Raw genomic sequence first — 18618 nt, 5'->3', positions numbered from 1 at the left:
CATTGGGCTCAGTGCTGACCGAGTTCCGCGAGAGCCGCGCGGGCAACTTCGGCGTCGTCGAAGGGGATGGTGCGGTCGGCGAGGATCTGCTCCTTCTCGTGGCCCTTGCCGGCGATGAGGACGATGTCGTGCGGCTTGGCTTTGCTCACGGCAAGGTGAATGGCTGCAGCGCGGTCAGGCTCGACGATATAGGGCTTTCCGGTGGCTCTGAGCGCGGGCTCGATTTCAGCGAGGATGCCGAGCGGGTCTTCAGAGCGCGGGTTGTCGCTGGTAGCGATCACGATGTCGCTTCCCTCCCCCGCGGCTGCGCCCATTTTGGGGCGCTTGGTGCGATCGCGGTCGCCGCCGCAGCCAAAGACTGTGATGACGCGGCCATCGGAGCCGCCAAGCATCTGGCGCGCGAGGCCGGTGAGATTGCGCAGCGCATCGTCGGTGTGAGCGTAGTCAACGATGACAGTGAAGGTCTGGCCTGCATCGACGGGCTGGAAGCGCCCGGGAACCGGCTGAAGAGTTGGAATCGCGGTGACGAGCTGATCGAAGGTCAGTCCGCGCGCGTGGGCGGCGGCTACGGCGGCGAGGAGATTCAGAATATTGACTTCGCCGGCGAGGCGCGATGTTACCTTCGCGGAACCGGCCGGGGTTTCGAGCGTGAAGGCCGCGCCGCCGGGAGTGAGCTTGTGGTCGACGGCGCGCCAGTCGCCCTGGCCGATGCCGTAGGTGCGGACTTCGGCTCCGGCGCGGCGTGCGGCGGCGGCTAGCTGGCGGGCGCGCTCATCGTGTGCGTTGATGACGGCGACACGCGGCGCGGGATAGACCGTTCCATCGAAGAGAAGGCGCTTGGCGGCGTAGTACTTCTCCATGGTCTGGTGGTAATCGAGGTGATCGCGCGTGAGGTTGGTGAAGACGGCAACGTCAAACGGGATAGAGGCGACGCGGCCCTGATCGAGGGCGTGGCTGGAGACTTCCGTAACGAGCTCGGTTGCACCGCGGTAGACCCCCTCGGCGAGGAGCTCGAAGACATCACGCGACTCGGGCGTGGTGTGAATGGAGGGGCGGACTTCGCCGGCGACGTGGTACTCGATGGTGCCGATGAGGATGGAGGTGCGTGCAGCGGAGTTCAGCAGCGACTCGACCAGGAAGGCCGTGGTGGTTTTGCCGTTGGTGCCGGTGATGCCGGTGGCGGCGAGGCTTCGCTCGGGATGGCCGAAGTATGCGGCAGAGACTTGCGCCAGCGCGCGGCGGCCATGCTCGACCTCGAGGATCGGGATCTCGGGGTGGTAGACGATGAGGTGGTCGAAGGTGACGGAGGAGTCGGTGAGGATGCCGGCGGCGCCGGAGGCGATGGCCTTCTCGGCGAACTTGTTGCCGTCGGTTGAGCCGCCCTTCATGGCGACGAAGACGGAGCCTGCGCGCACGCGGCGCGAGTCGTATTCAATGCCGGTGATGGGCTGCGTGCTGTCGCCCTGAGCGCCGACGTGAGTGACTTCCTGGACGAGATCGTTCCACTGCATGTCGAGGTTCATTGTAGTAGGAGCGGGGAGCGCTTCGGCTATGGCGAGGTTGGAGCCCGCTGCACTTCCCAAGCTCCGTCAGAGCCTTTGACCAGCGTAGCGGTCGATGCCTGAATGGCGGTATCCGCAGCGACCTTGCGGAAGGCCCTCATCGATTCAGGAGTGCGAGCCCACGCGGGGATGCCCTCGACCTCGTAGTGGTAGTTCACGGTGTATTGCGTCGGATCGGACGAAGCGTTGGGAGTGGCCTCGTCAATCGTTGTGACGTTGAAGTGTCCAAAGCAGAAGTTGCCATAACCGGGCCGATTGGGGTCGGGTGACCAGGAGGAGTGGCCCTGATCGGTGAGGTCGAATTTGGCGGTCTGTTTGGTGCCGGCCAGGGCCTGGCCCTTCACTACCGTTTCGCGCAGGAGCAGGCCGGCGTCGGCGAGGGCTGTAAAGTCGCGGATCCGATCGTCTTTGGAAGGGTCGATTTCGGCGGGCAGCTTGATGGCATCAGGCCAGACGCACTCGTGCTTGCCGTTAAGCGACTTGTTGATTGCCGCTTTGAAGGGTGCCCGATCGACTGCTGGTTTGCAGCCGGTTGCAATTGCGTAGAAGCTGGTGACCACGAGCGCGAACGCGACCTTTGCACGCATTCTGACTTACCTCGAACATTTGGATGCTTGCACAGAGGTCTTCAGCCATCCCGTGGTCACTCGACAGCCGCGGAGACTGAGTATTTCAGCAGGAGCGTGCCACTGGGGAGGGGCTTCGACTCTTCGAGATGAAGATGGGTGCGGCGGCCTTCAGGAATGACGGGAAGGCCGGAGCCAAGGAGGATGGGGAGCACGGCAAGTTCAACGATGTCGACCAGGCCGGCATCGATCATGGAGCGGAATAGGACTCCCCCGCCGAAAAGCCAGATGTCTTTGCCGGGCTGGCCTTTCAGATCGGCGACGGTTTCGGCGATGCGGTCGTGGAAGATCTGTACATCGGGGTGGGCGGCGGGATCAAGGGTGCTGGAGACCACGTAGACGGACTTCATGCCCATGCTTGCGGCTGTCTGGCCGCCGGTACGCATCAGGTCGTAGGTCTTGCGGCCCATGAGGAGCGTGTCGAAGCGGCTGAAGAGCGCTTTGAAGTCGATGGCCGGGTCGGGCGTGATCCAGTCGAACTCGCCGCGGGGGCCGGCGATGTAGCCGTCCAGGCTCATGGCCACGCTGTAGACGAGCTTGCGCATACGCGGATCAAGGATAGCTCCATTCATACACCTGTGACGCCGTCAGCTGACAGGTGGTCGAATCATCAAGTGATCCGGAATAGGTTCATCGGTCTCGCTGTCAGCATCAACCTTCATCGCTCGTTGCGAGATAGCCCTCCTCAACGGAAGCGTCGATCAGCCGATCGGCAAACAGTCCAAGCGTTGCGGAGCCTTCGCGAATCACCTGCATCGCCTGTCGTACTTGCGACGCCTTTATAGCGTTCTGGCGCCATACCTGCCCTGCGGTGCAGTAATTGTGAAACAGTGGCTGCAGTCGATCGAGGGCGCGTGCGAAACGTGCCTCCGGGGTGATGCGATCCTCGAATTCTCTCCATAACGCATGAAGTTCCGCGCCTTCCGGATCTTCAAGCAGTCCAAAGATGCGCGAGGCCGCCGCAGACTCGCGTTCCGGCTGATCGCGGATCCCGACCCGGTCGTACACATAAGTGTCGCCCGCGTCGATCTCCACCAGGTCATGAATCAGCAGCATCTTGAGCACGCGAAGCAGATCCGTTCCAGGCTCGGCATACGAATGAAGGACCAAGGCCATGGTTGCCATTTCCCAGCTATGCTCCGCGTCATTTTCTGTCCTTGATTTGTCGAGAAGCAGAGTTCGACGGAACACCATTTTCAGCTTGTCGAGCTCAACGATGAAGCGAAACTTCTTCATCATCACGTCGTCCGAAAACAACTTCGGGTCAATCAATTCTGTCATTCAATCAGCCCCAGTCAGTCTGCCACGGGCAGCCATGCCTCTTGGCTTTGATGTTGCCGTCAGAGAATCGATGCGAGGACGTCGACGCCTCGACGCAGTTCGCCCGGCGGGCACCCTCCGAACCCGAGCAGCAGTCCACCCGGCAGGGAATTTCGCCGCGTGAACTGCGACAACCCGATTACCTCCAATCCTGCGGCGCGCGCACGCGCAGCCGTAACGGAGTCTTTCTCCTTCGTTTTCAGCCAACCGATGGTTCGCATACCCGACGAGGCCATCGACACATCGAGCTTTCCAGAGAGATTGCCTTTTACGGCCTCAACCAGTACCTCACACCTCTCCGCATAGACCTGGCGCATGTGACGGATGTGATGACCGAAATGTCCTTCGAGAATGAACTCGGCAAGGACAGCCTGTTGCAACGTAGGCGAATGCCTGTCCGTAACGCATCGAGCCGCCGCAAATGCGTCTACGAGAGAATCGGGAAGAACGACAAATCCCAGCCGCAGCGAGGTAAACAGCATCTTGGTGAAGGTTCCGATATAGATCACCGATCCGCTTTCATCCAGGCTCTTCAAGGCGGGCACGGGCCGCCCGAAGTAGCGATACTCTGCATCGAATTCGTCCTCGACGATCCAGACACCCCGCTCAAGCGCCCACCGCAACAACTGTAACCTCCGGTTAAGTGCCATCGTGACACCAAGCGGAAACTGATTTGAAGGAGTCGTATACAGAGCTTTGATACGGCCCGAGTGCGTGAACAGACGATCGACGCGCAGCCCCTCGCCATCAACCGGAATGTCAACAATGCGAGCGCCGGCCGATTTGAAGGCCGAGGCCGCCCCTGGATATCCGGGGTCTTCCATGCACACCGCATCACCTGGATCAAGCAGCAGACGCGCACAAAGATCAAACGCCTGCTGAGCGCCGGCCGTAATGACGATGTGGTCTGGAGTGCAGCTTACGCCACGTGCGCTCCCCACATATTCTGCGATGGCTTTCCGCAAAGGAGCATGACCGCGCGCGTCACCTTGCCCGTAGAACGAGCGTGGAGCCCGGCGTGCAATCCGCGCTGTGAGACGCGCCCACAGATCGATAGGGAACAGATCGATCGCCGGCTCCCAACCGCGAAACGCCTTGCCGACAGAACGCGAAGCAGGCAGAATCGAGACCTGTGTCACTGTTGCTTCACCCCTCTTCGACAACCCTGCAACAGACGGACGCTTCGCGGGAGCCACACGCGCGCGAGGGCCCGGCATCAGGTCCTCCGGAAGCGCGAGCGCAACAAATGTCCCCGCACCTTTGCGTGTGTCCAGATAGCCTTCATCCAGCAGATGCCCGAATGCCGTAACAATGGTTCCGCGCGCGCACTCATACTGCTGCGCAAGTCCGCGGGTTGAAGGCATGCGGGTGCCGCGCTTGAGACGGCCGCTCAGAATTGCATGACGAAGCTCATCACGGAGCCAGCGCCACATCTCCGTGTCCGCTCTCCGCGGTCGCAGTGGAAGATCCTGAAATGTTTCCCTCTTGGGCAAAGTGGTCTACTCCATATCTCAATTATGGTTCGTTTGGGCAGCCATGGACCGCTTAACGTGGACGTGTGAGGAGGAAATTGGATGCACTCTCGGCTGGACATTCATAAAGTTGCACCTCAGGCCTATCGCGCCATGGCTGCACTTGAAACCTACGTCAGGAATTCAGGACTCGAACCGGGACTTCTCAAGCTCGTCAAGCTCCGCGCTTCCCAAATCAACGGCTGCGCGTTCTGTATCGATATGCATACCAAGGACGCCCGTGCTGATGGCGAAACCGAACAGCGAATCTATGCTCTCAACGCGTGGCGGGAAACGCCCTTTTTCACCGACCGCGAACGAGCCGCCCTTGCATGGGCCGAGGCCCTTACCCTGATCAGCGAAACGCGGGCGCCGGACGACGTCTATGAAGAGACTCGACAGCGCTTTTCCGAGTTGGAACTGGTGAACCTGACCATGGCGATCGTTGCCATTAATGGCTGGAATCGCATCTGCGTTGGATTCAGGACAATACCTGGCGCGTACGATCCAAAGGCTCTGCGCGTTTAAAGGTTCGGCGACCCGAAACCTGCCGCTCCCCTGGCGCGTATATACCCTGCAGAGCCGTTTGCGAGCGGTGCGGCTCCGCATCCAAGCATCAGGAATTCATAACATGACTCACACTTCCCCCAACCAAATCGACATTCTCATCGTAGGCGCTGGACCGGTCGGGCTCTTTTTGGCGAACGAGTGCGCGCGTCGCAATCTGCGCTACAGAATCATCGAAGCCCGCTCGGGCCAGTCGGAGCACTCGAAAGCACTGGCGATCTTCCCCAGGACCCTCGAGATCTTTGACATGGCGGGTCTCGTCCCCGCGTTCCTTGAGGCAGCTAATCGAGTCAATTCGGTCGCGGTCATGTCGCACGATCGCACGTTGGCGCGCATTCGCTTCGAGCCGGAGCAGACTCCCTATCCGTATGTCGCGATGGTCCCGCAAAATATAACCGAAAGCCTGCTGGCCGAGGCGCTTAAAACAGGCGGCGGAGCTGTCGACTACAACACCTCGTTCGTTTCATTGGAGCAATCGACTGATGCTGTCTCAATCATCGTCGAACGGGACAGCGTCCGCGAGAATATTCGCGCCGCATTTGTTGTTGGCTGCGACGGAGCGCGCAGCGGCGTGCGCAAGTCTCTGGGCATCACGCTCGAGGGCGGCGATTACGACACGCCATTCATGCTCGCAGACATCGAAACCAATCAGGAACTTCCCGCCAACGAGATGCAGTTGTGTCCAAGCACAGAGGGCGCTGTAGCGATCTTCCCGATGAGCGCAACCCGCCGCCGGATCGTCGCTACAATCAACCATCCTGAAGGCGATGCTCCGAGCCTTGAACTGGCGCAACGGGTGCTCGCCGAGCGAGCGCCTCGAGAAATTCAGGCTCACGCGCTCCATTGGAGCAGTTACTTCCGGATTCATCACCGTCATGCCTCACAGCTCCGCCAGGGCCGTGTATTCCTCGCCGGCGATGCGGCTCACATTCATAGCCCCTTCGGCGGCCAGGGAATGAATACAGGCCTGCACGATGCCTGGAATCTGGTTTGGAAGCTCGACATGGCTTTGCGTGGCGACGGGAGCGAACAACTGCTCGACAGCTACTCGGAAGAGCGTCTTCCCGTTATCACTGACGTGATCGAGACAACGGATCATCTCACAAAAGTCATGGGGACACCCAATGTCCTCGCACAATTTCTGCGCGATTCCCTGATCCCGGCTGTTTCGCATCTCTCAACTTTCCAACATGCATTCGTGAACAGATTGTCGGGCCTGGGCATTGCATATGCAGGAAGTCCCATCGTCGAGGGTGAAGGAGAACGAGTGTTTGAGGACTTCATGCGCAGCGGGCAGATTCCCGGGGCGGAATTTGTGCTCCTTCTCCCACAGGATGTGTCGCCCAATCTGTGGAGCTCTGCAGAATCGCTGGCTGGCGAGTTCAATCCAATCCTGAAAGTCAAGACAACGCAAAAAGAGGTCGTCCAGCTAACCAGACCGGACGGTTACCTCGCATTCTCAACGGCCCGGGATGCCGGAGAACGAACGATCGCAACAGTACGATCTCTCCTGATGCGGATGACGGACCAATCCCGCGCGAGCACGCCATCGAGCCAGGGTTCTCAAGGCCATCAAAGTACACCTCACTCGTAATCGCCTATTCCCGAAGATGATGGGATTTGAATATGACACACTCCAATCCAGTCGAAATGCACACATGGAAGAGCGTCGAGCCGATTCCTTTTCGAAACTCAGGTGAGATTTCGCGCGCTTTTATCAGGTGGAGAATTTCTGATCTGCGAGAGGCGGCGCGCCTGGTGCAATCGCTCCCGTATGCAAGAAACGCGCGCCCGGAGTGTCCGCTCGCAGTGTTGGACGAGGAATGCGGCACGTGCAGTACAAAACACGCGCTGATGCAGCGGCTCGCGAACGAGCAGCACATTTCAATGAAATTGATTGTTGGCATCTACGAAATGTCAGGCCACAACACGCCGGGAGTGGGTGAGGTCCTTAAACCATTCGGTCTTTCTTCCCTGCCAGAGGCGCACTGCTATCTGCGCCTTCGTGGCAAGCGAATCGACTTGACCGGCTTGCCGCATACCCAGGGGAGAAAGCCAATCCAGCACTTCCTGCTGGAGGAGACCATTGAGCCCGATGAAATCACTGACTACAAGGTGTGGCTTCACAAGTGTGCTCTAGAGGCGTGGTCTACGCGCCTCACGCTTGGCCAATACAGCACGCCGGAATTGTGGCGCATCCGCGAGCAATGCATCCGGGCACTAAGCTCCCGAGCGTCTCATTCGGCACCGGGTTGATGGTCAACCGATCATACACACCACGCTAAGGAGTGGAGCAAGATGCAAGTCGCAGAGAACTTCGTTACCTCGGCGGAGCCGGCAATCGTATGGAAGGTTCTTGCTGACGTTGAGCGCTGGCACGAGTGGACGCCCACCGTTCTCGAGATCAAGCCACTGGGCAACAGTGGAATGGTCGTAGGAGCTCGCTACCGGGTCGTACAACCGAGGCTTCGTCCCGCAGTTTATCAAGTCACTGAGTGTGTACCCGACCGCAGATTCACCTGGGTTCAGCGGTTTCCAGGCGCGGCTATGGTCGCTGACCATCGCATCACGCAGCGCGAAGCGAGTACCGAGGTAGAACTTTCATTCTCCTCCAGCGGTCTGCTGGGTAACATCGTGGGTAAGGTGTTCTCCAGGTTGATAACGAACTACGTCAGGACTGAGGCTCGTAGCCTTAAGCACCGCTGTGAGTCCGGCATCTAATTGCCGGCACTTCGAGCAATCTGTCTTAAAATGACTCCATGCAACTGATGACGATCCGAACGCTGCTCTGTCCCCTCTGCCGAGGCGAAATGCAGTCGCAAGTTGCGGGCGTACGCTGCGCGGCTGGCCACTCGTTCGACTTTGCCCGGCAAGGGTACGTGAATCTCGTCGCAAACATGCCTCACGTCCGTATTCGCTGATTCCGCAGAGATGGTGGCCGCCAGGGAGAAATTCCTGGGCGAGCGCCATTTTCTTCCCCTGGCTGAAACCATCGTCGAAGCTTGCAAGACGCATGCGTCTGATGCCCGCTTCGTTATGGAAGCCGGTGCCGGAATCGGTTATTACATAGCGCATGTTCTGGAGGCCCTGCCTCTCACCGTGGGCCTCGCACTCGACTTGTCGAAATTTGCTGCGCGGCGTGCGGCCAGGGCCCACGTGCGCCTTGATGCCGTGGTCACAGATGTGATCGAGAAGCTACCACTCAAATCGGAATCAGTCGATCTAGCCTTGAACATCTTCGCGCCCAGACCGGTACCGGAGCTTGTTCGCACGTTGCATCGCGAAGGGCGGCTAGTCGTAGCCTTCCCTGCAGACCAGCATATGCAGGAAGTGCGTAATGCAATCGGGATGCTGACCGTCGATCCCAGGAAGGAGTGGCGTATTTCAAAATCACTGCATCCATCCTTCCGTCTTCTGGATGCGAAACGCTGCCAATGGAAAATGAAGTTGCAGCACAACGATGTGGAAGCAATGGTACTCATGGGGCCGTCGGCCCGACATATAGACGCATCCACTGTGCCGGCCAGGATCGCACGATTAGATCCCCGCATGGAAGTGACGGGCGCGGTCAATATTCACGTCTACGAACGCGCAAAGCATGGCAATACATGACAAGTTTCACTACTTTGACAGATCTCGAATCCAGATGTCCTTGAATTGCATGTTCCCTTCGCCGCCGGCATGCAACTGCAAAGCAATGCGTCCGTCGGGAGCGCCCGGCTTCGGATCGGTGTAGTCCACCATCTGCACGCCATTCAGGCGCGAGCGGTAGCGGTTTCCGACCACCTCGAGAAAGTAGTCGTTCCAGTCCCCTCTGCGAACCACGCCTTCATTCTCAGGCGCCGGCCATACCACCCACCCGCGGCCATCTTCCGCATACACGCCCGCGGTGTGATGCATCATCGTGCAGTCAATCTCAAATTGCATGCCCTGCGTGGTATCGACGGAGTTCGGCTTGAAAGCAGTGTGGAAGAACACGCCGCTGTTTCCATCGCCAACACACTTGAAGCGCAAGGATAACTGGAAGTCCTTGTAGTCTCTGTTGGTTTCAAGATAGCCATAGGCTTTGGTGAGTCCTTTACCGTGGAGCACGCCGTCCGATTCAACGCTCCAGCTTTCGGCGCCCACCGGTGTCCATCCTGAAAGGTCCTTGCCATTGAAGAGCTGCACCCAGTCTTCCCCCGGAATCGTTTGGCCCGCTCGCTGAGCATCTGCCTCCATAAGAAAAGCGGCGGTGAGTACGCAGATGAAAACTGCACAAGCAGCACACGCAGTCGACAGACGCCGAGAATTGAGAATGCGGAAACGGCCTCTGGTATGTAAGTTCATGCTCTCGCTGGGCTCCTTTTTCTGATCGCCGAAATCATAGTTCGTCTCACTCTCGTATGTCCCACCGTTCCTCAGGAGACGCGACCCTGCTGACGCTTCCGAAAGGCAGCCACCTTGTAGCGATTCCCACATATCCTGGTGCTGCACCAGCGGCGATGGTGGGATCTGGTCTGATCGGAGAACCACAGTAGGCAGTCCTCGCCCTCGCACCGCTTCACGAGGCTGAAATCAGCCGAGCTGAGGAGCACAGCCGCCGCTTCAGCAACCGGTGCCAGAATGCATCCTGGCCTGTCTTGATTCCGTATTCGCGCAAGCGCGGGCTGTCGCGGATCATTCCATTCAAGTTGGGGATGACTTTGCGCGTACCTGAGAAACTTATTGAGCACTGAAGGATCTCCCCAGCGGCCCGCCTTTCGTTTCTCTACAAGCGAGCGCACATTCTCTCGCAAGTCTCTAGTGTCCTGCAAAAGCGATCGAGGCACCTTTCGCATTGCAGCCTTCGAGACGGGGAATCCGGCCTTCTCAAGCCAGCCAAGCACATCCGCGTCCGTCTGTAGCAAATCCTGGACTTCTCCACCGATACTCACGCGCGTGTTGAGGAAATCGAGTGCGACATCACCCGCCAGAAACGGTGGGCTGCTGTCTGCTGGTCGCTTTGGCAGCGATGCCTTCACAGGATTCGACCTCGGCGCAAATGTAACCTATGTTTCTGCGGTTGACAAGTTACATGGCTCCGGGTGTACCCTGTCAGTGCCGTGTTCTGCCCCCCTTTCCCGGACGCCGCCGGAAACCGTCGTAGAATTCCTTCGGCGTGCATGGGCTGAACAGAGATTTTTTCCGAGGCGTTCTGACACCGCCCGACACCAGAGCGCCAATGATTACTTAGATGAATTTCCCCGCCGAACAGCCCCGAGCGACCATCGAGACGATTCCGCCTTCAGTCCGGTCAGTTCGGTCTGAGAATCCCGCTACAGCGGATTGTCGACAGCCCGGGTACTTCCCTCTGCAATTAAGTGCCCACAGGCTGGTTGGACTATCACCCGCCTGGGATCTTTTGTGCGTGTGACGCGGCGCGGCGTCAGAAGAAGGTCACATGGAAAACGAGATCGTACTGAATATTCTCAAGTTGATCCTCGCCGGATCGCCGCTTTCTGAAGTGCTGACCATCATCGCTGAACGGGTTGAGTCTCGTGGTGATGGCACATTATGTACGATCTGGCTTCCCGATGAAGATGGAACGCAACTCCGCTGTGCAGCGGCACCGAGCCTTCCGGGCTTCGACGGCCACGTAGGGCCCATGTTGATCGGTCCGAAGGGCGGGTCGTGTGGAACCGCGGTGTATCGCAAAGAGCCGGTATATGTCAGCGATATTCTCATCGATCCAATCTGGGACGACTACCGTGACCGCGTTCTGCATTATGGCGTCCGCTCTGTATGGTCGCGCCCGTTGTTCACAAAAGACGGCAGGGTCCTCGGAACATTCGCCATTCTGTATCGCGAGGCGCGCAGCCCCGGTCAGTCCGACCTTCAGATGATCGACAACGCCAGCCACATCGCCGGCATCGCCATTGAGCGGCACATGAATGAGCAAAAGCTGAAGCATGAGCGCGATCGGCTCCGCCTGCTTCTCAGCATCACGAACAGCATGACTTCCAAGCTCGACTTGGGGCATCTGCTGGAGGCGCTCTCGACCAATCTGCTCAGGGTAACGCGCTGCGATTTCTGCGCCTTGCTGCTGCCCAGCGGACAGAGCGGTCTATTGCGCCTTAGAGTTCTATACAATCCGCAGGGCCGGGGCGCCATCAACGATGGGGCGCTCGTGCCCATCACGGGCTCGACCTGCGGCAAAGCGTTCCTCTGCGGTAAGAATCAACTCATCCATTGCATCGAGGATTTCAAAAGAGATCCGGAAATCTTCGGCACCAGGGAAGGTCAACAGTGCTTCGAAACTGTAATGGCCGAAGGCCTGAGATCGGGGTGCGAGCTGCCTCTGATCGGCCGCCAGGGTGTGATCGGCGTTCTGGGAGCATTCAGCCGTTCGGAAAGGGCTTTCACCGAGGACGAGTTTTCGTTTCTTCAGCAAGTGGCCGGACAGGTCGCAATTGCTGTAGAAAATGCGCTGGAGTTCGAGAGGGCGAATGAAGACCGGCTTAGAGAAACCAGGCAAAGACTCTATCTCGAAGAAGAGATTCGCGCCGACTTCGCAGAAATCGTCGGTGATAGTCCGGCTCTGAAGGCTGCGCTCGACCTGGTCTCGGTCGTTGCTCCCACAAGCTCGAGCGTACTCATCATGGGCGAGACCGGAACGGGTAAGGAACTCATTGCGCGTGCGATTCACAACCTCGGCGGCCGGCGCGAACGTGCTTTCGTCAAACTGAACTGCGCGGCCATTCCGCTCGGACTTCTGGAGAGCGAATTATTCGGTCATGAGAAAGGCGCATTCACGGGAGCAGTTGCGCAGAAAACCGGACGCTTTGAACTCGCCAATAAAGGAACCCTGTTCCTTGACGAAGTCGGCGATATCCCCTTAGAACTGCAGGCAAAGCTGCTTCGCGTGCTGCAAGAGCAGGAGTTTGAGAGACTCGGAAGCAACTACACGCACAAGGTCGACGTCCGGTTGATTGCAGCCACCCATCGAGACTTGGCCGCCATGGTGAAACAGGGCACATTTCGCGAAGACCTCTATTACCGGCTCAAAGTGTTTCCCATTCATGTGCCGGCGCTTCGCGAGCGGACCGAGGACATTCCGCGGCTCGTTCAACATTTCATATTCATGTATTCGCGACGCATGAACAAAAGAATCGACGAGATACCTTCCGAGACGATGGAATCACTGATCCGGTATCGCTGGCCTGGGAATGTTCGGGAGTTGCAGAACTTCATCGAGCGAGCGGTGATTCTATCGCCGTACACCGTGCTGCGCGCACCCACGTCCGAGCTGGAGCCATTCAGTGCTCCACGAGGATCAAACGTCCCCATCACAGGCCTCGAAGAACTCGAACGGGATCATATCCTCCGGGTCCTCGAGGCGAGCAACTGGGTGGTGGGTGGCCGCAATGGCGCCGCGGCGCGCCTGGGAATGAAACGGACGTCGCTTGTTTATAAAATGCGGAAGTATCGGATGACGCGCCCGGCCTCTGCACCTCAAAGGTTCCGGGAGAGGCAGCTACAGTAGCCTGAATCTCTGGCTCCTGATTTTGCCCTCGTGAGTGGTATAGCGCAGTCATGCCAACGGACAGCACGACGGAACACGCGACGGATGTCCGTCACTGTTAGAGATTGAACTCCAGTCCGTCTCGCTTCGCCTCTGTGTGAACGAGATCCCGAACGCACGTAACATCCAGCATCACAAGCGGCTAAGCCATATCTGCCGCCGCCCGTTTTATGTTCGTCTGCTCTGGCAACTCGATTGCACTATTACCGGGGCATGCAGACCGAAACGATCTCTTCCAACCATCCCGGCAAATTCCCCACTACCGAGCATTTCGATCTGGTAATCCTGGGAGGCGGAACTGGCTCAACCCTGGCAGCATGGACGTTTGCCGGCGAAGGCAAGCGCGTCGCGGTCATTGACCGGAAATACATTGGCGGTTCTTGTCCCAACATTGCGTGCCTGCCGAGCAAGAACATCATCCACAGCGCGAACGTAGCGTCTCTCTTCCGCCGTAGCGAAGAATTCGGCATCGTCCACCGCGGATTCACCATCGACATGACCGGCGTGCGTGAACGCAAACGAGCGATGGTGCGCGGTCTCAATGACATCTATCTCGACAACTATCGCAAGACCGGCAGCGAATTCATTCTCGGTGAGGGACGCTTCACCGCTCCGAAAACGCTAGCGGTAACCCTTCCGGACGGGAGTACCCGTCAACTGCACGGCACCCACGTGATCGTTAGCACAGGCACCAGGGCGACAATTGAATCTATTCCCGGCCTGGCTGAATCGAAATCCCTCACGCACATCGAGGCACTCGAGCTCGGCGAAATTCCTGAACATCTGATTGTCATCGGGAGCGGCTACGTCGGCCTTGAGCTGGCGCAAGCCATTCGGCGCTTCGGGAGCCGCGTGACCGTGGTCGGCCGCCGGCCTCAGTTGATGCCTCAGGAGGATGAGGACATCGCCGATGCTCTTCGCCTCCTGTTTATCGACGAAGGAATCGAACTCTGTCTCGGGACCCACGTGAGGCATGTATCCGGAACCTCCGGAGGTTCGGTATCCGTACATACCGAGCAGAATGGAATCGGAAGAACACTAACGGGCAGTCATGTCCTGGTAGCAGCCGGTCGGACGCCCAACACGCAGGGGCTTGGACTGGAGCACGCCGGGATCGAGCTTACCCATCGCGGCTATATCAAAGTCAACAACCGTCTCCAGACGACCGCGGCCGATGTCTGGGCCATTGGCGAAGTCGCGGGTAGCCCTCAGTTCACGCACATCAGCGTCGATGACTTCCGAGTTGTACACGACAATATCAACGGAATTGATCATGTAACCTCCGGCCGGCAGGTTCCATATTGTCTCTTCACCGATCCTGAATTGGCACGCATTGGGCTGAACGAAAAAGAGGCAAAGGCCAGCGGCATCCCTTACCGCCTGTTCAAGATTCCGATGGAGGCAAACCTGCGGGCTCGCACGCTGTCTGAGACCCGAGGGTTCCTGAAAGCCCTGATCGAACCTGGAACCGATCGCATCCTCGGATTCACGGCGTTCGGCGTGGGAGCGGCAGAGATCATGTCCGCGGTGCAGATAGCGATGATCGCCGGCTTGCCCTACACACGCTTGCGCGATGCGGTTCTGACCCACCCCACACTCGTTGAGGGCTTGATACCGCTGTTCTCCTCCAACCCAGTCGATTCCGCAGAAACGCCTCTAGCGCGTACGGCTGACGCGTCTGCTCCCGCGTAATCGGAGTCGACACTCATTTGTATCGACGCTGATGCTGCATGACATGCGTCAGGCGGCGTGTCGGTGTCCACCACGCAAACCCACTGAAGGAATTCAAGAATGACTCCCCTGCATGATCCAGGCTGCAACTGCCCTCCCGCTTTCGAACACGAGGATGTGAATAAGGATGAGCGTCCGGCGGAAGACCTTCGAGGCTCGCATCTAGCATTGGCAGACCTGCACACCATTTACTCAAGGCGGCTCTATAGAACCGTCTTTGCCATCACGAGAAATTCGCACGACGCGGAAGACGCTCTCCAGGACACGTTTTTGCGCGCGCATTTAGCCTTGCACACGTTCCAAGGCAGATCAGATGTGTATTCCTGGCTGACCCGGATCGCAATCAATTCGGCATTGATGATCTTGCGTAGGCGGCGGTCCCGCCCCGAAGTACTCTTCGATCCGGAGCCCGACACCACAGCGGAGCCCGTGCTTATCGAGATCAGAGACTCAGCACCGGATCCCGAAGAAGCCTATGTACGGCGCCTGCGTCAGATAGTGTTGTTCCGCGCCATCCGAAGCTTAAGCGATCACCTGCGAAAGCCCCTTCAGATGCGGATGGAAAGCGACTCCTCGATCAAGGAAATCAGCAGAGCGCTCAAGATCTCCGAGGCCGCGGCCAAAACGCGACTTCATCGGGCACGTTTGAAGCTATCCAGTTCGTGCCGTGGCTTTGAAGGCCGATTCCCAAACAGTCGCAAAGGGCAACAACGCACGACGTCACCAAGGAAAGGACAGACAATATGAACCCGCTCATCAGTCGCATGGCAAAGATGCGCCTCTTCCAGGGCGATACAGACCTCCATCTCGTTCGGGCTTCAATGGTCATCATCTACTTCTTCTTTGGTTATCAGAAGTGGTTCGACTATGAAGCGCAGGGTCTGATTCCGTTCTTTACGCATGGGCCGTTGATCTCCTGGATGTACTCGGTGTTCGGCATCAAGGGGTCGGCGTATTTCCTCGGCGTTTCCGAGTGGCTGTTCGGAGCCCTCTTACTAGCCGGCTTCTGGAATCGGAAGCTTGGAGTCCTGGGCGCCCTGGGATCCGTCGTGACATTTCTTTGCACCGTCACCATCATCCCGTTCATGCCTGATGGCTGGGCTCCATCGGCCGGCGGGTTTCCCGCTATGGTCGGGAATGTCGCTTTCTTAATGAAAGATGTTGTCCTGCTTGCCGTTTCTTTTTACCTCCTGAAGCAAGATCTCTCGAGCATTGCTGCGGCTAAAGAGGTCCATGAACAGATGCAATCACGAAGCAATCCACCCGCACGCGTAGGGGCCTGAGCCGGACCATGTGTTTCGGCAGAGCAAACGTACTAAACAACAGTCAATAAGCACGTGATCATCAACTCGCCGATTTCCTGACCCGCACCCGAGAAGGAACTCATATGAGCCGATTTTCTTTAGAACAAACCGCCGAAACCGACGGATTCAACGGACCTGAACCCGTCGTGCCCGTAACATCCGTACAAAAGGTCGAAGCCGATGGAATGCAGATCTTCTATCGTTCGGCCGGAGATGTGACCGCACCAGCGCTGCTCCTGCTGCATGGCTTTCCCGCCTCATCGTTCATGTTCCGCGATCTCATCCCGCGTCTCGCAGATGAATACCGCGTCATCGCGCCCGATCTGCCAGGATTCGGATTCACCGAGATACCCAAGGACCGGAAGTATTCGTATTCATTCGACGCGTTGGCCAACACTCTCGCGGCCTTCACGGAAGCGCTCGAGTTGGAGCGCTATGCGATTTATGTCTTCGATTACGGGGCACCAGCAGGCCTTCGACTTGCGATGGCCCACCCGGAGCGTGTGACTGCGATCATCTCCCAGAATGGCAACGCATACGAAGAAGGCCTCGGCGACGCGTGGGGACCAATCAGAAAATACTGGGCCGAGCCCACGCCCGAAAACCGCGATGTGCTCCGCGCGAACATTCTGACCTTCGAAGGAACGCGCTGGCAATACACCCACGGTGTCGAAAATCCAGAGAGCATTGCTCCTGAGTCGTACACCTTGGATGCAGCGCTGCTCGAACAGCCCGGCAACAAGGACATACAACTCGATCTCTTTCTCGATTACGCGTCGAACGTGAAGCTCTATCCAAACTTTCAGGAGTATTTCAGGCGTGCCAAACCGCCGCTGCTCGCAATCTGGGGCAAGAATGATCCATTCTTCATCCCTGCCGGAGCCGAAGCGTACCGCAAAGACCTCCCAGACGCCCAGGTTCAATTCCTCGACACTGGCCATTTTGCGATCGAGACGCATGCAGTCGAAATCGCTGCAACCATGAAGGAATTCCTGCAAGCAAATGGCATCGTCCGCGACGTGGGAGAGGTGCCCGGTCGATGAATTCTCCCCGATCCAAAACTGCCATTCTGGTTCACGGCGCATGGGCCGATGGATCGTGTTGGAGCAACGTGATTGTTCCTTTACGAAAGGCCGGCCTGCACGTGATTGCCGCGCCCCTTCCGCTCACTTCCCTTTCCGATGATGCGTCCGCGCTTCGGCGCGTCATCGAGAAAGCGGATGGTCCTGTTACGCTCGTCGGACACGCGTACGCCGGCGCCGTGATAGCCGCGGCTGATCACGACCGGCTGAACTCGTTGGTATACATAGCCGCCCTGGCCCCGGATGAAGGTGAAACTGTCGCAGATGTTTTCTATCGCACGAGTCCCCATCCTGACGCACCGCAGCTACAACCCGATGCACACGGGTTCATCTGGATGCCGGAACAAGGCTTCACGCATGCCGTGGCTCACAAGGCCACACCAGACCAACTCGCGATCATGACAGCGATTCAGCGGCCCATTAGCCTCAAATGCATTGAAGAGAAGGCGCCGGCGCCCGCATGGAAGACTGTGCCGTCGTGGTTTTTGATCGCCGGCGAAGATCGCATGATTGCGCCGGAAAACCAGCGCTTCATGGCCGAGCGCATGGCTGCTCGCGTCCGTTCACACAGCGTTGATCACACGCCCATGTACACGGCTCCGAATCTGGTTGTTGAAATCATTTTGGAAGCCGCCGGTCTAGCCTGAGCAAGCTGCGCTGCGAGAAGGAATAGTTAATCGGGCCCTAAGGGAAAAACGGAGCGGGTATGCCTCAGAGGAAAGCGACAATCGAGAGACTGGCGGCATTCTCAGACGCTGTATTCGCCGTCATCATCACCATCATGGTCCTCGACCTGAAGCCGCCTGAACATCCCACGTTCGCGGCTCTTTGGCCGCTCTGGCCGACCGCTTTGAGCTACCTGGTCAGCTATGTATTCGTTGCGATCGTCTGGCTCAATCATCATCACCTGCTGCGTTTCACTGAAGAGCCGACCGCACGCCTCATTTGGATCAATTTCGCTCATCTGTTTGCCGTATCGTTGGTGCCCTTTACAACTGCTTGGGTTGCCGACACCCGTCTTGCTGCAGTTCCGGTCTTCGTGTATGCAACTGATTTTGTTCTCGTAGAAGCGGCCTACCTCAGTTTCGAGCACCACGCGCTGACACACGCCGAACTTGAGGAGATTTCGCATCGTTCGCGTCGACTAGCAAAAGTGCGCACAATCATCGCCTTTGTGCTCTTTGCGACCGCGATGCTGGTATCTCTTAAATTTGCGCAGTGGGGTTTCGGAATCGTGTGTGGTGCCGTACTCCTCCATCTGCAGCCGGAGCCCCCTGGCGCCAGGAGGGTTTGACCGGTTGTCCCCTGCGCTCGCCCCAGAGCTCTTGCGACTTCTTTCTGTCGCAAGGGTGGGAGACCGCCACTCTCATTC

General features: G+C 58.2%; 20 protein-coding genes. 13 read left to right on the top strand and 7 right to left on the bottom strand.

The features are described from left to right. Positions 1–8 precede the first annotated feature (8 nt). From MOP44_RS15845 to pdxR, 5 genes are all read right to left on the bottom strand, one after another. Complete coding sequence (locus tag MOP44_RS15845) at positions 9–1523, bottom strand: UDP-N-acetylmuramoyl-L-alanyl-D-glutamate--2,6-diaminopimelate ligase (RefSeq protein WP_260791071.1); 1515 nt, start codon at positions 1521–1523, stop codon at positions 9–11. A gap of 26 nt (positions 1524–1549) precedes the next feature. Beyond that, the gene (locus tag MOP44_RS15840) at positions 1550–2149 is read right to left on the bottom strand and encodes a hypothetical protein (protein ID WP_260791070.1); all 600 of its coding nucleotides are present in this window, start codon (positions 2147–2149) and stop codon (positions 1550–1552) included. Between the two features lie 56 nt (positions 2150–2205). Next, positions 2206–2733 carry a dihydrofolate reductase family protein gene (locus tag MOP44_RS15835; protein ID WP_260791069.1) on the bottom strand — a complete coding sequence of 176 codons (528 nt, stop codon included), beginning with the start codon at positions 2731–2733 and terminating at the stop codon, positions 2206–2208. Between the two features lie 106 nt (positions 2734–2839). Beyond that, entirely contained in the window at positions 2840–3469 is a 630-nt protein-coding gene (locus MOP44_RS15830; protein ID WP_260791068.1) for an HD domain-containing protein, read from the bottom strand. A gap of 59 nt (positions 3470–3528) precedes the next feature. Next, positions 3529–4941 (bottom strand): MocR-like pyridoxine biosynthesis transcription factor PdxR, encoded by a 1413-nt coding sequence (pdxR, locus tag MOP44_RS15825; RefSeq protein WP_260791067.1) that lies wholly within the window; start codon positions 4939–4941, stop codon positions 3529–3531. 141 nt (positions 4942–5082) lie between these two features. Between pdxR and MOP44_RS15820 the strand changes: the two genes are divergently transcribed. From MOP44_RS15820 to MOP44_RS15800, 6 genes are all read left to right on the top strand, one after another. Then, entirely contained in the window at positions 5083–5547 is a 465-nt protein-coding gene (locus tag MOP44_RS15820; protein ID WP_260791066.1) for a carboxymuconolactone decarboxylase family protein, read from the top strand. A 103-nt stretch (positions 5548–5650) separates the two neighbouring features. Next, positions 5651–7180 (top strand): FAD-dependent oxidoreductase, encoded by a 1530-nt coding sequence (locus MOP44_RS15815; RefSeq protein ID WP_260791065.1) that lies wholly within the window; start codon positions 5651–5653, stop codon positions 7178–7180. A gap of 56 nt (positions 7181–7236) precedes the next feature. Beyond that, positions 7237–7842: a hypothetical protein gene (locus MOP44_RS15810; protein WP_260791063.1), complete on the top strand. Its 606-nt coding sequence runs from the start codon at positions 7237–7239 to the stop codon at positions 7840–7842. A 42-nt stretch (positions 7843–7884) separates the two neighbouring features. Beyond that, entirely contained in the window at positions 7885–8307 is a 423-nt protein-coding gene (locus MOP44_RS15805) for an SRPBCC family protein (protein WP_260791061.1), read from the top strand. A 38-nt stretch (positions 8308–8345) separates the two neighbouring features. Further along, positions 8346–8507, top strand: coding sequence for a putative RNA methyltransferase (locus tag MOP44_RS28110; RefSeq protein WP_390905441.1), 162 nt, complete (start codon positions 8346–8348; stop codon positions 8505–8507). 10 nt (positions 8508–8517) lie between these two features. After that, entirely contained in the window at positions 8518–9198 is a 681-nt protein-coding gene (locus MOP44_RS15800; RefSeq protein ID WP_260791060.1) for a class I SAM-dependent methyltransferase, read from the top strand. A 9-nt stretch (positions 9199–9207) separates the two neighbouring features. On the opposite strand, the gene MOP44_RS15795 is transcribed toward MOP44_RS15800, so the two are convergent. Together MOP44_RS15795 and MOP44_RS15790 are read right to left on the bottom strand one after the other, a co-directional pair. Continuing rightward, positions 9208–9807, bottom strand: coding sequence for a 3-keto-disaccharide hydrolase (locus MOP44_RS15795; protein ID WP_260791059.1), 600 nt, complete (start codon positions 9805–9807; stop codon positions 9208–9210). Positions 9808–9986: 179 nt separating this feature from the next. After that, complete coding sequence (locus MOP44_RS15790) at positions 9987–10589, bottom strand: CGNR zinc finger domain-containing protein (protein WP_260791058.1); 603 nt, start codon at positions 10587–10589, stop codon at positions 9987–9989. 419 nt (positions 10590–11008) lie between these two features. Between MOP44_RS15790 and MOP44_RS15785 the strand changes: the two genes are divergently transcribed. From MOP44_RS15785 to MOP44_RS15755, 7 genes are all read left to right on the top strand, one after another. Beyond that, positions 11009–13090, top strand: a complete 2082-nt coding sequence (locus MOP44_RS15785) for a sigma-54-dependent Fis family transcriptional regulator (RefSeq protein WP_260791057.1) — start codon at positions 11009–11011, stop codon at positions 13088–13090. A 252-nt stretch (positions 13091–13342) separates the two neighbouring features. Then, positions 13343–14821: a dihydrolipoyl dehydrogenase family protein gene (locus tag MOP44_RS15780; protein WP_260791056.1), complete on the top strand. Its 1479-nt coding sequence runs from the start codon at positions 13343–13345 to the stop codon at positions 14819–14821. Positions 14822–14920: 99 nt separating this feature from the next. Continuing rightward, positions 14921–15607 (top strand): RNA polymerase sigma factor, encoded by a 687-nt coding sequence (locus MOP44_RS15775; RefSeq protein WP_260791054.1) that lies wholly within the window; start codon positions 14921–14923, stop codon positions 15605–15607. A 17-nt stretch (positions 15608–15624) separates the two neighbouring features. After that, positions 15625–16143, top strand: a complete 519-nt coding sequence (locus tag MOP44_RS15770) for a YkgB family protein (RefSeq protein ID WP_260791052.1) — start codon at positions 15625–15627, stop codon at positions 16141–16143. Positions 16144–16247: 104 nt separating this feature from the next. Then, positions 16248–17207, top strand: a complete 960-nt coding sequence (locus MOP44_RS15765; RefSeq protein WP_260791051.1) for an alpha/beta fold hydrolase — start codon at positions 16248–16250, stop codon at positions 17205–17207. Then, complete coding sequence (locus tag MOP44_RS15760; RefSeq protein WP_260791049.1) at positions 17204–17893, top strand: alpha/beta fold hydrolase; 690 nt, start codon at positions 17204–17206, stop codon at positions 17891–17893. The genes MOP44_RS15765 and MOP44_RS15760 overlap by 4 nt, the downstream gene beginning before the upstream one ends. Positions 17894–17952: 59 nt before the next feature. Then, positions 17953–18540, top strand: coding sequence for a TMEM175 family protein (locus MOP44_RS15755; protein ID WP_260791047.1), 588 nt, complete (start codon positions 17953–17955; stop codon positions 18538–18540). The last annotated feature ends 78 nt before the right edge of the window (positions 18541–18618 follow it).

The organism is Occallatibacter riparius, from assembly GCF_025264625.1.
Taxonomy (GTDB): Bacteria; Acidobacteriota; Terriglobia; order Terriglobales; family Acidobacteriaceae; genus Telmatobacter; species Telmatobacter riparius.
Note: the sequence above shows the minus strand (reverse complement) of the source record. Positions and strands in the feature narration are given on the sequence as shown.

Bases quoted from the DNA above. Each gene is read 5' to 3' on its own strand.
- MOP44_RS15800 (WP_260791060.1), top strand. From the start codon at position 8,518: ATGGTGGCCGCCAGGGAGAAATTCCTGGGCGAGCGCCATTTTCTTCCC.
- MOP44_RS15815 (WP_260791065.1), top strand. From the start codon at position 5,651: ATGACTCACACTTCCCCCAACCAAATCGACATTCTCATCGTAGGCGCT.
- MOP44_RS15820 (WP_260791066.1), top strand. From the start codon at position 5,083: ATGCACTCTCGGCTGGACATTCATAAAGTTGCACCTCAGGCCTATCGC.
- MOP44_RS15780 (WP_260791056.1), top strand. From the start codon at position 13,343: ATGCAGACCGAAACGATCTCTTCCAACCATCCCGGCAAATTCCCCACT.
- MOP44_RS15795 (WP_260791059.1), bottom strand. From the start codon at position 9,807: ATGGAGGCAGATGCTCAGCGAGCGGGCCAAACGATTCCGGGGGAAGAC.
- MOP44_RS15845 (WP_260791071.1), bottom strand. From the start codon at position 1,523: ATGAACCTCGACATGCAGTGGAACGATCTCGTCCAGGAAGTCACTCAC.
- MOP44_RS15765 (WP_260791051.1), top strand. From the start codon at position 16,248: ATGAGCCGATTTTCTTTAGAACAAACCGCCGAAACCGACGGATTCAAC.
- MOP44_RS15835 (WP_260791069.1), bottom strand. From the start codon at position 2,733: ATGCGCAAGCTCGTCTACAGCGTGGCCATGAGCCTGGACGGCTACATC.
- MOP44_RS15785 (WP_260791057.1), top strand. From the start codon at position 11,009: ATGGAAAACGAGATCGTACTGAATATTCTCAAGTTGATCCTCGCCGGA.
- MOP44_RS15810 (WP_260791063.1), top strand. From the start codon at position 7,237: ATGCACACATGGAAGAGCGTCGAGCCGATTCCTTTTCGAAACTCAGGT.
- MOP44_RS15770 (WP_260791052.1), top strand. From the start codon at position 15,625: ATGGCAAAGATGCGCCTCTTCCAGGGCGATACAGACCTCCATCTCGTT.
- MOP44_RS15830 (WP_260791068.1), bottom strand. From the start codon at position 3,469: ATGACAGAATTGATTGACCCGAAGTTGTTTTCGGACGACGTGATGATG.
- pdxR (WP_260791067.1), bottom strand. From the start codon at position 4,941: ATGTGGCGCTGGCTCCGTGATGAGCTTCGTCATGCAATTCTGAGCGGC.
- MOP44_RS15755 (WP_260791047.1), top strand. From the start codon at position 17,953: ATGCCTCAGAGGAAAGCGACAATCGAGAGACTGGCGGCATTCTCAGAC.
- MOP44_RS15775 (WP_260791054.1), top strand. From the start codon at position 14,921: ATGACTCCCCTGCATGATCCAGGCTGCAACTGCCCTCCCGCTTTCGAA.
- MOP44_RS15805 (WP_260791061.1), top strand. From the start codon at position 7,885: ATGCAAGTCGCAGAGAACTTCGTTACCTCGGCGGAGCCGGCAATCGTA.
- MOP44_RS28110 (WP_390905441.1), top strand. From the start codon at position 8,346: ATGCAACTGATGACGATCCGAACGCTGCTCTGTCCCCTCTGCCGAGGC.
- MOP44_RS15840 (WP_260791070.1), bottom strand. From the start codon at position 2,149: ATGCGTGCAAAGGTCGCGTTCGCGCTCGTGGTCACCAGCTTCTACGCA.
- MOP44_RS15760 (WP_260791049.1), top strand. From the start codon at position 17,204: ATGAATTCTCCCCGATCCAAAACTGCCATTCTGGTTCACGGCGCATGG.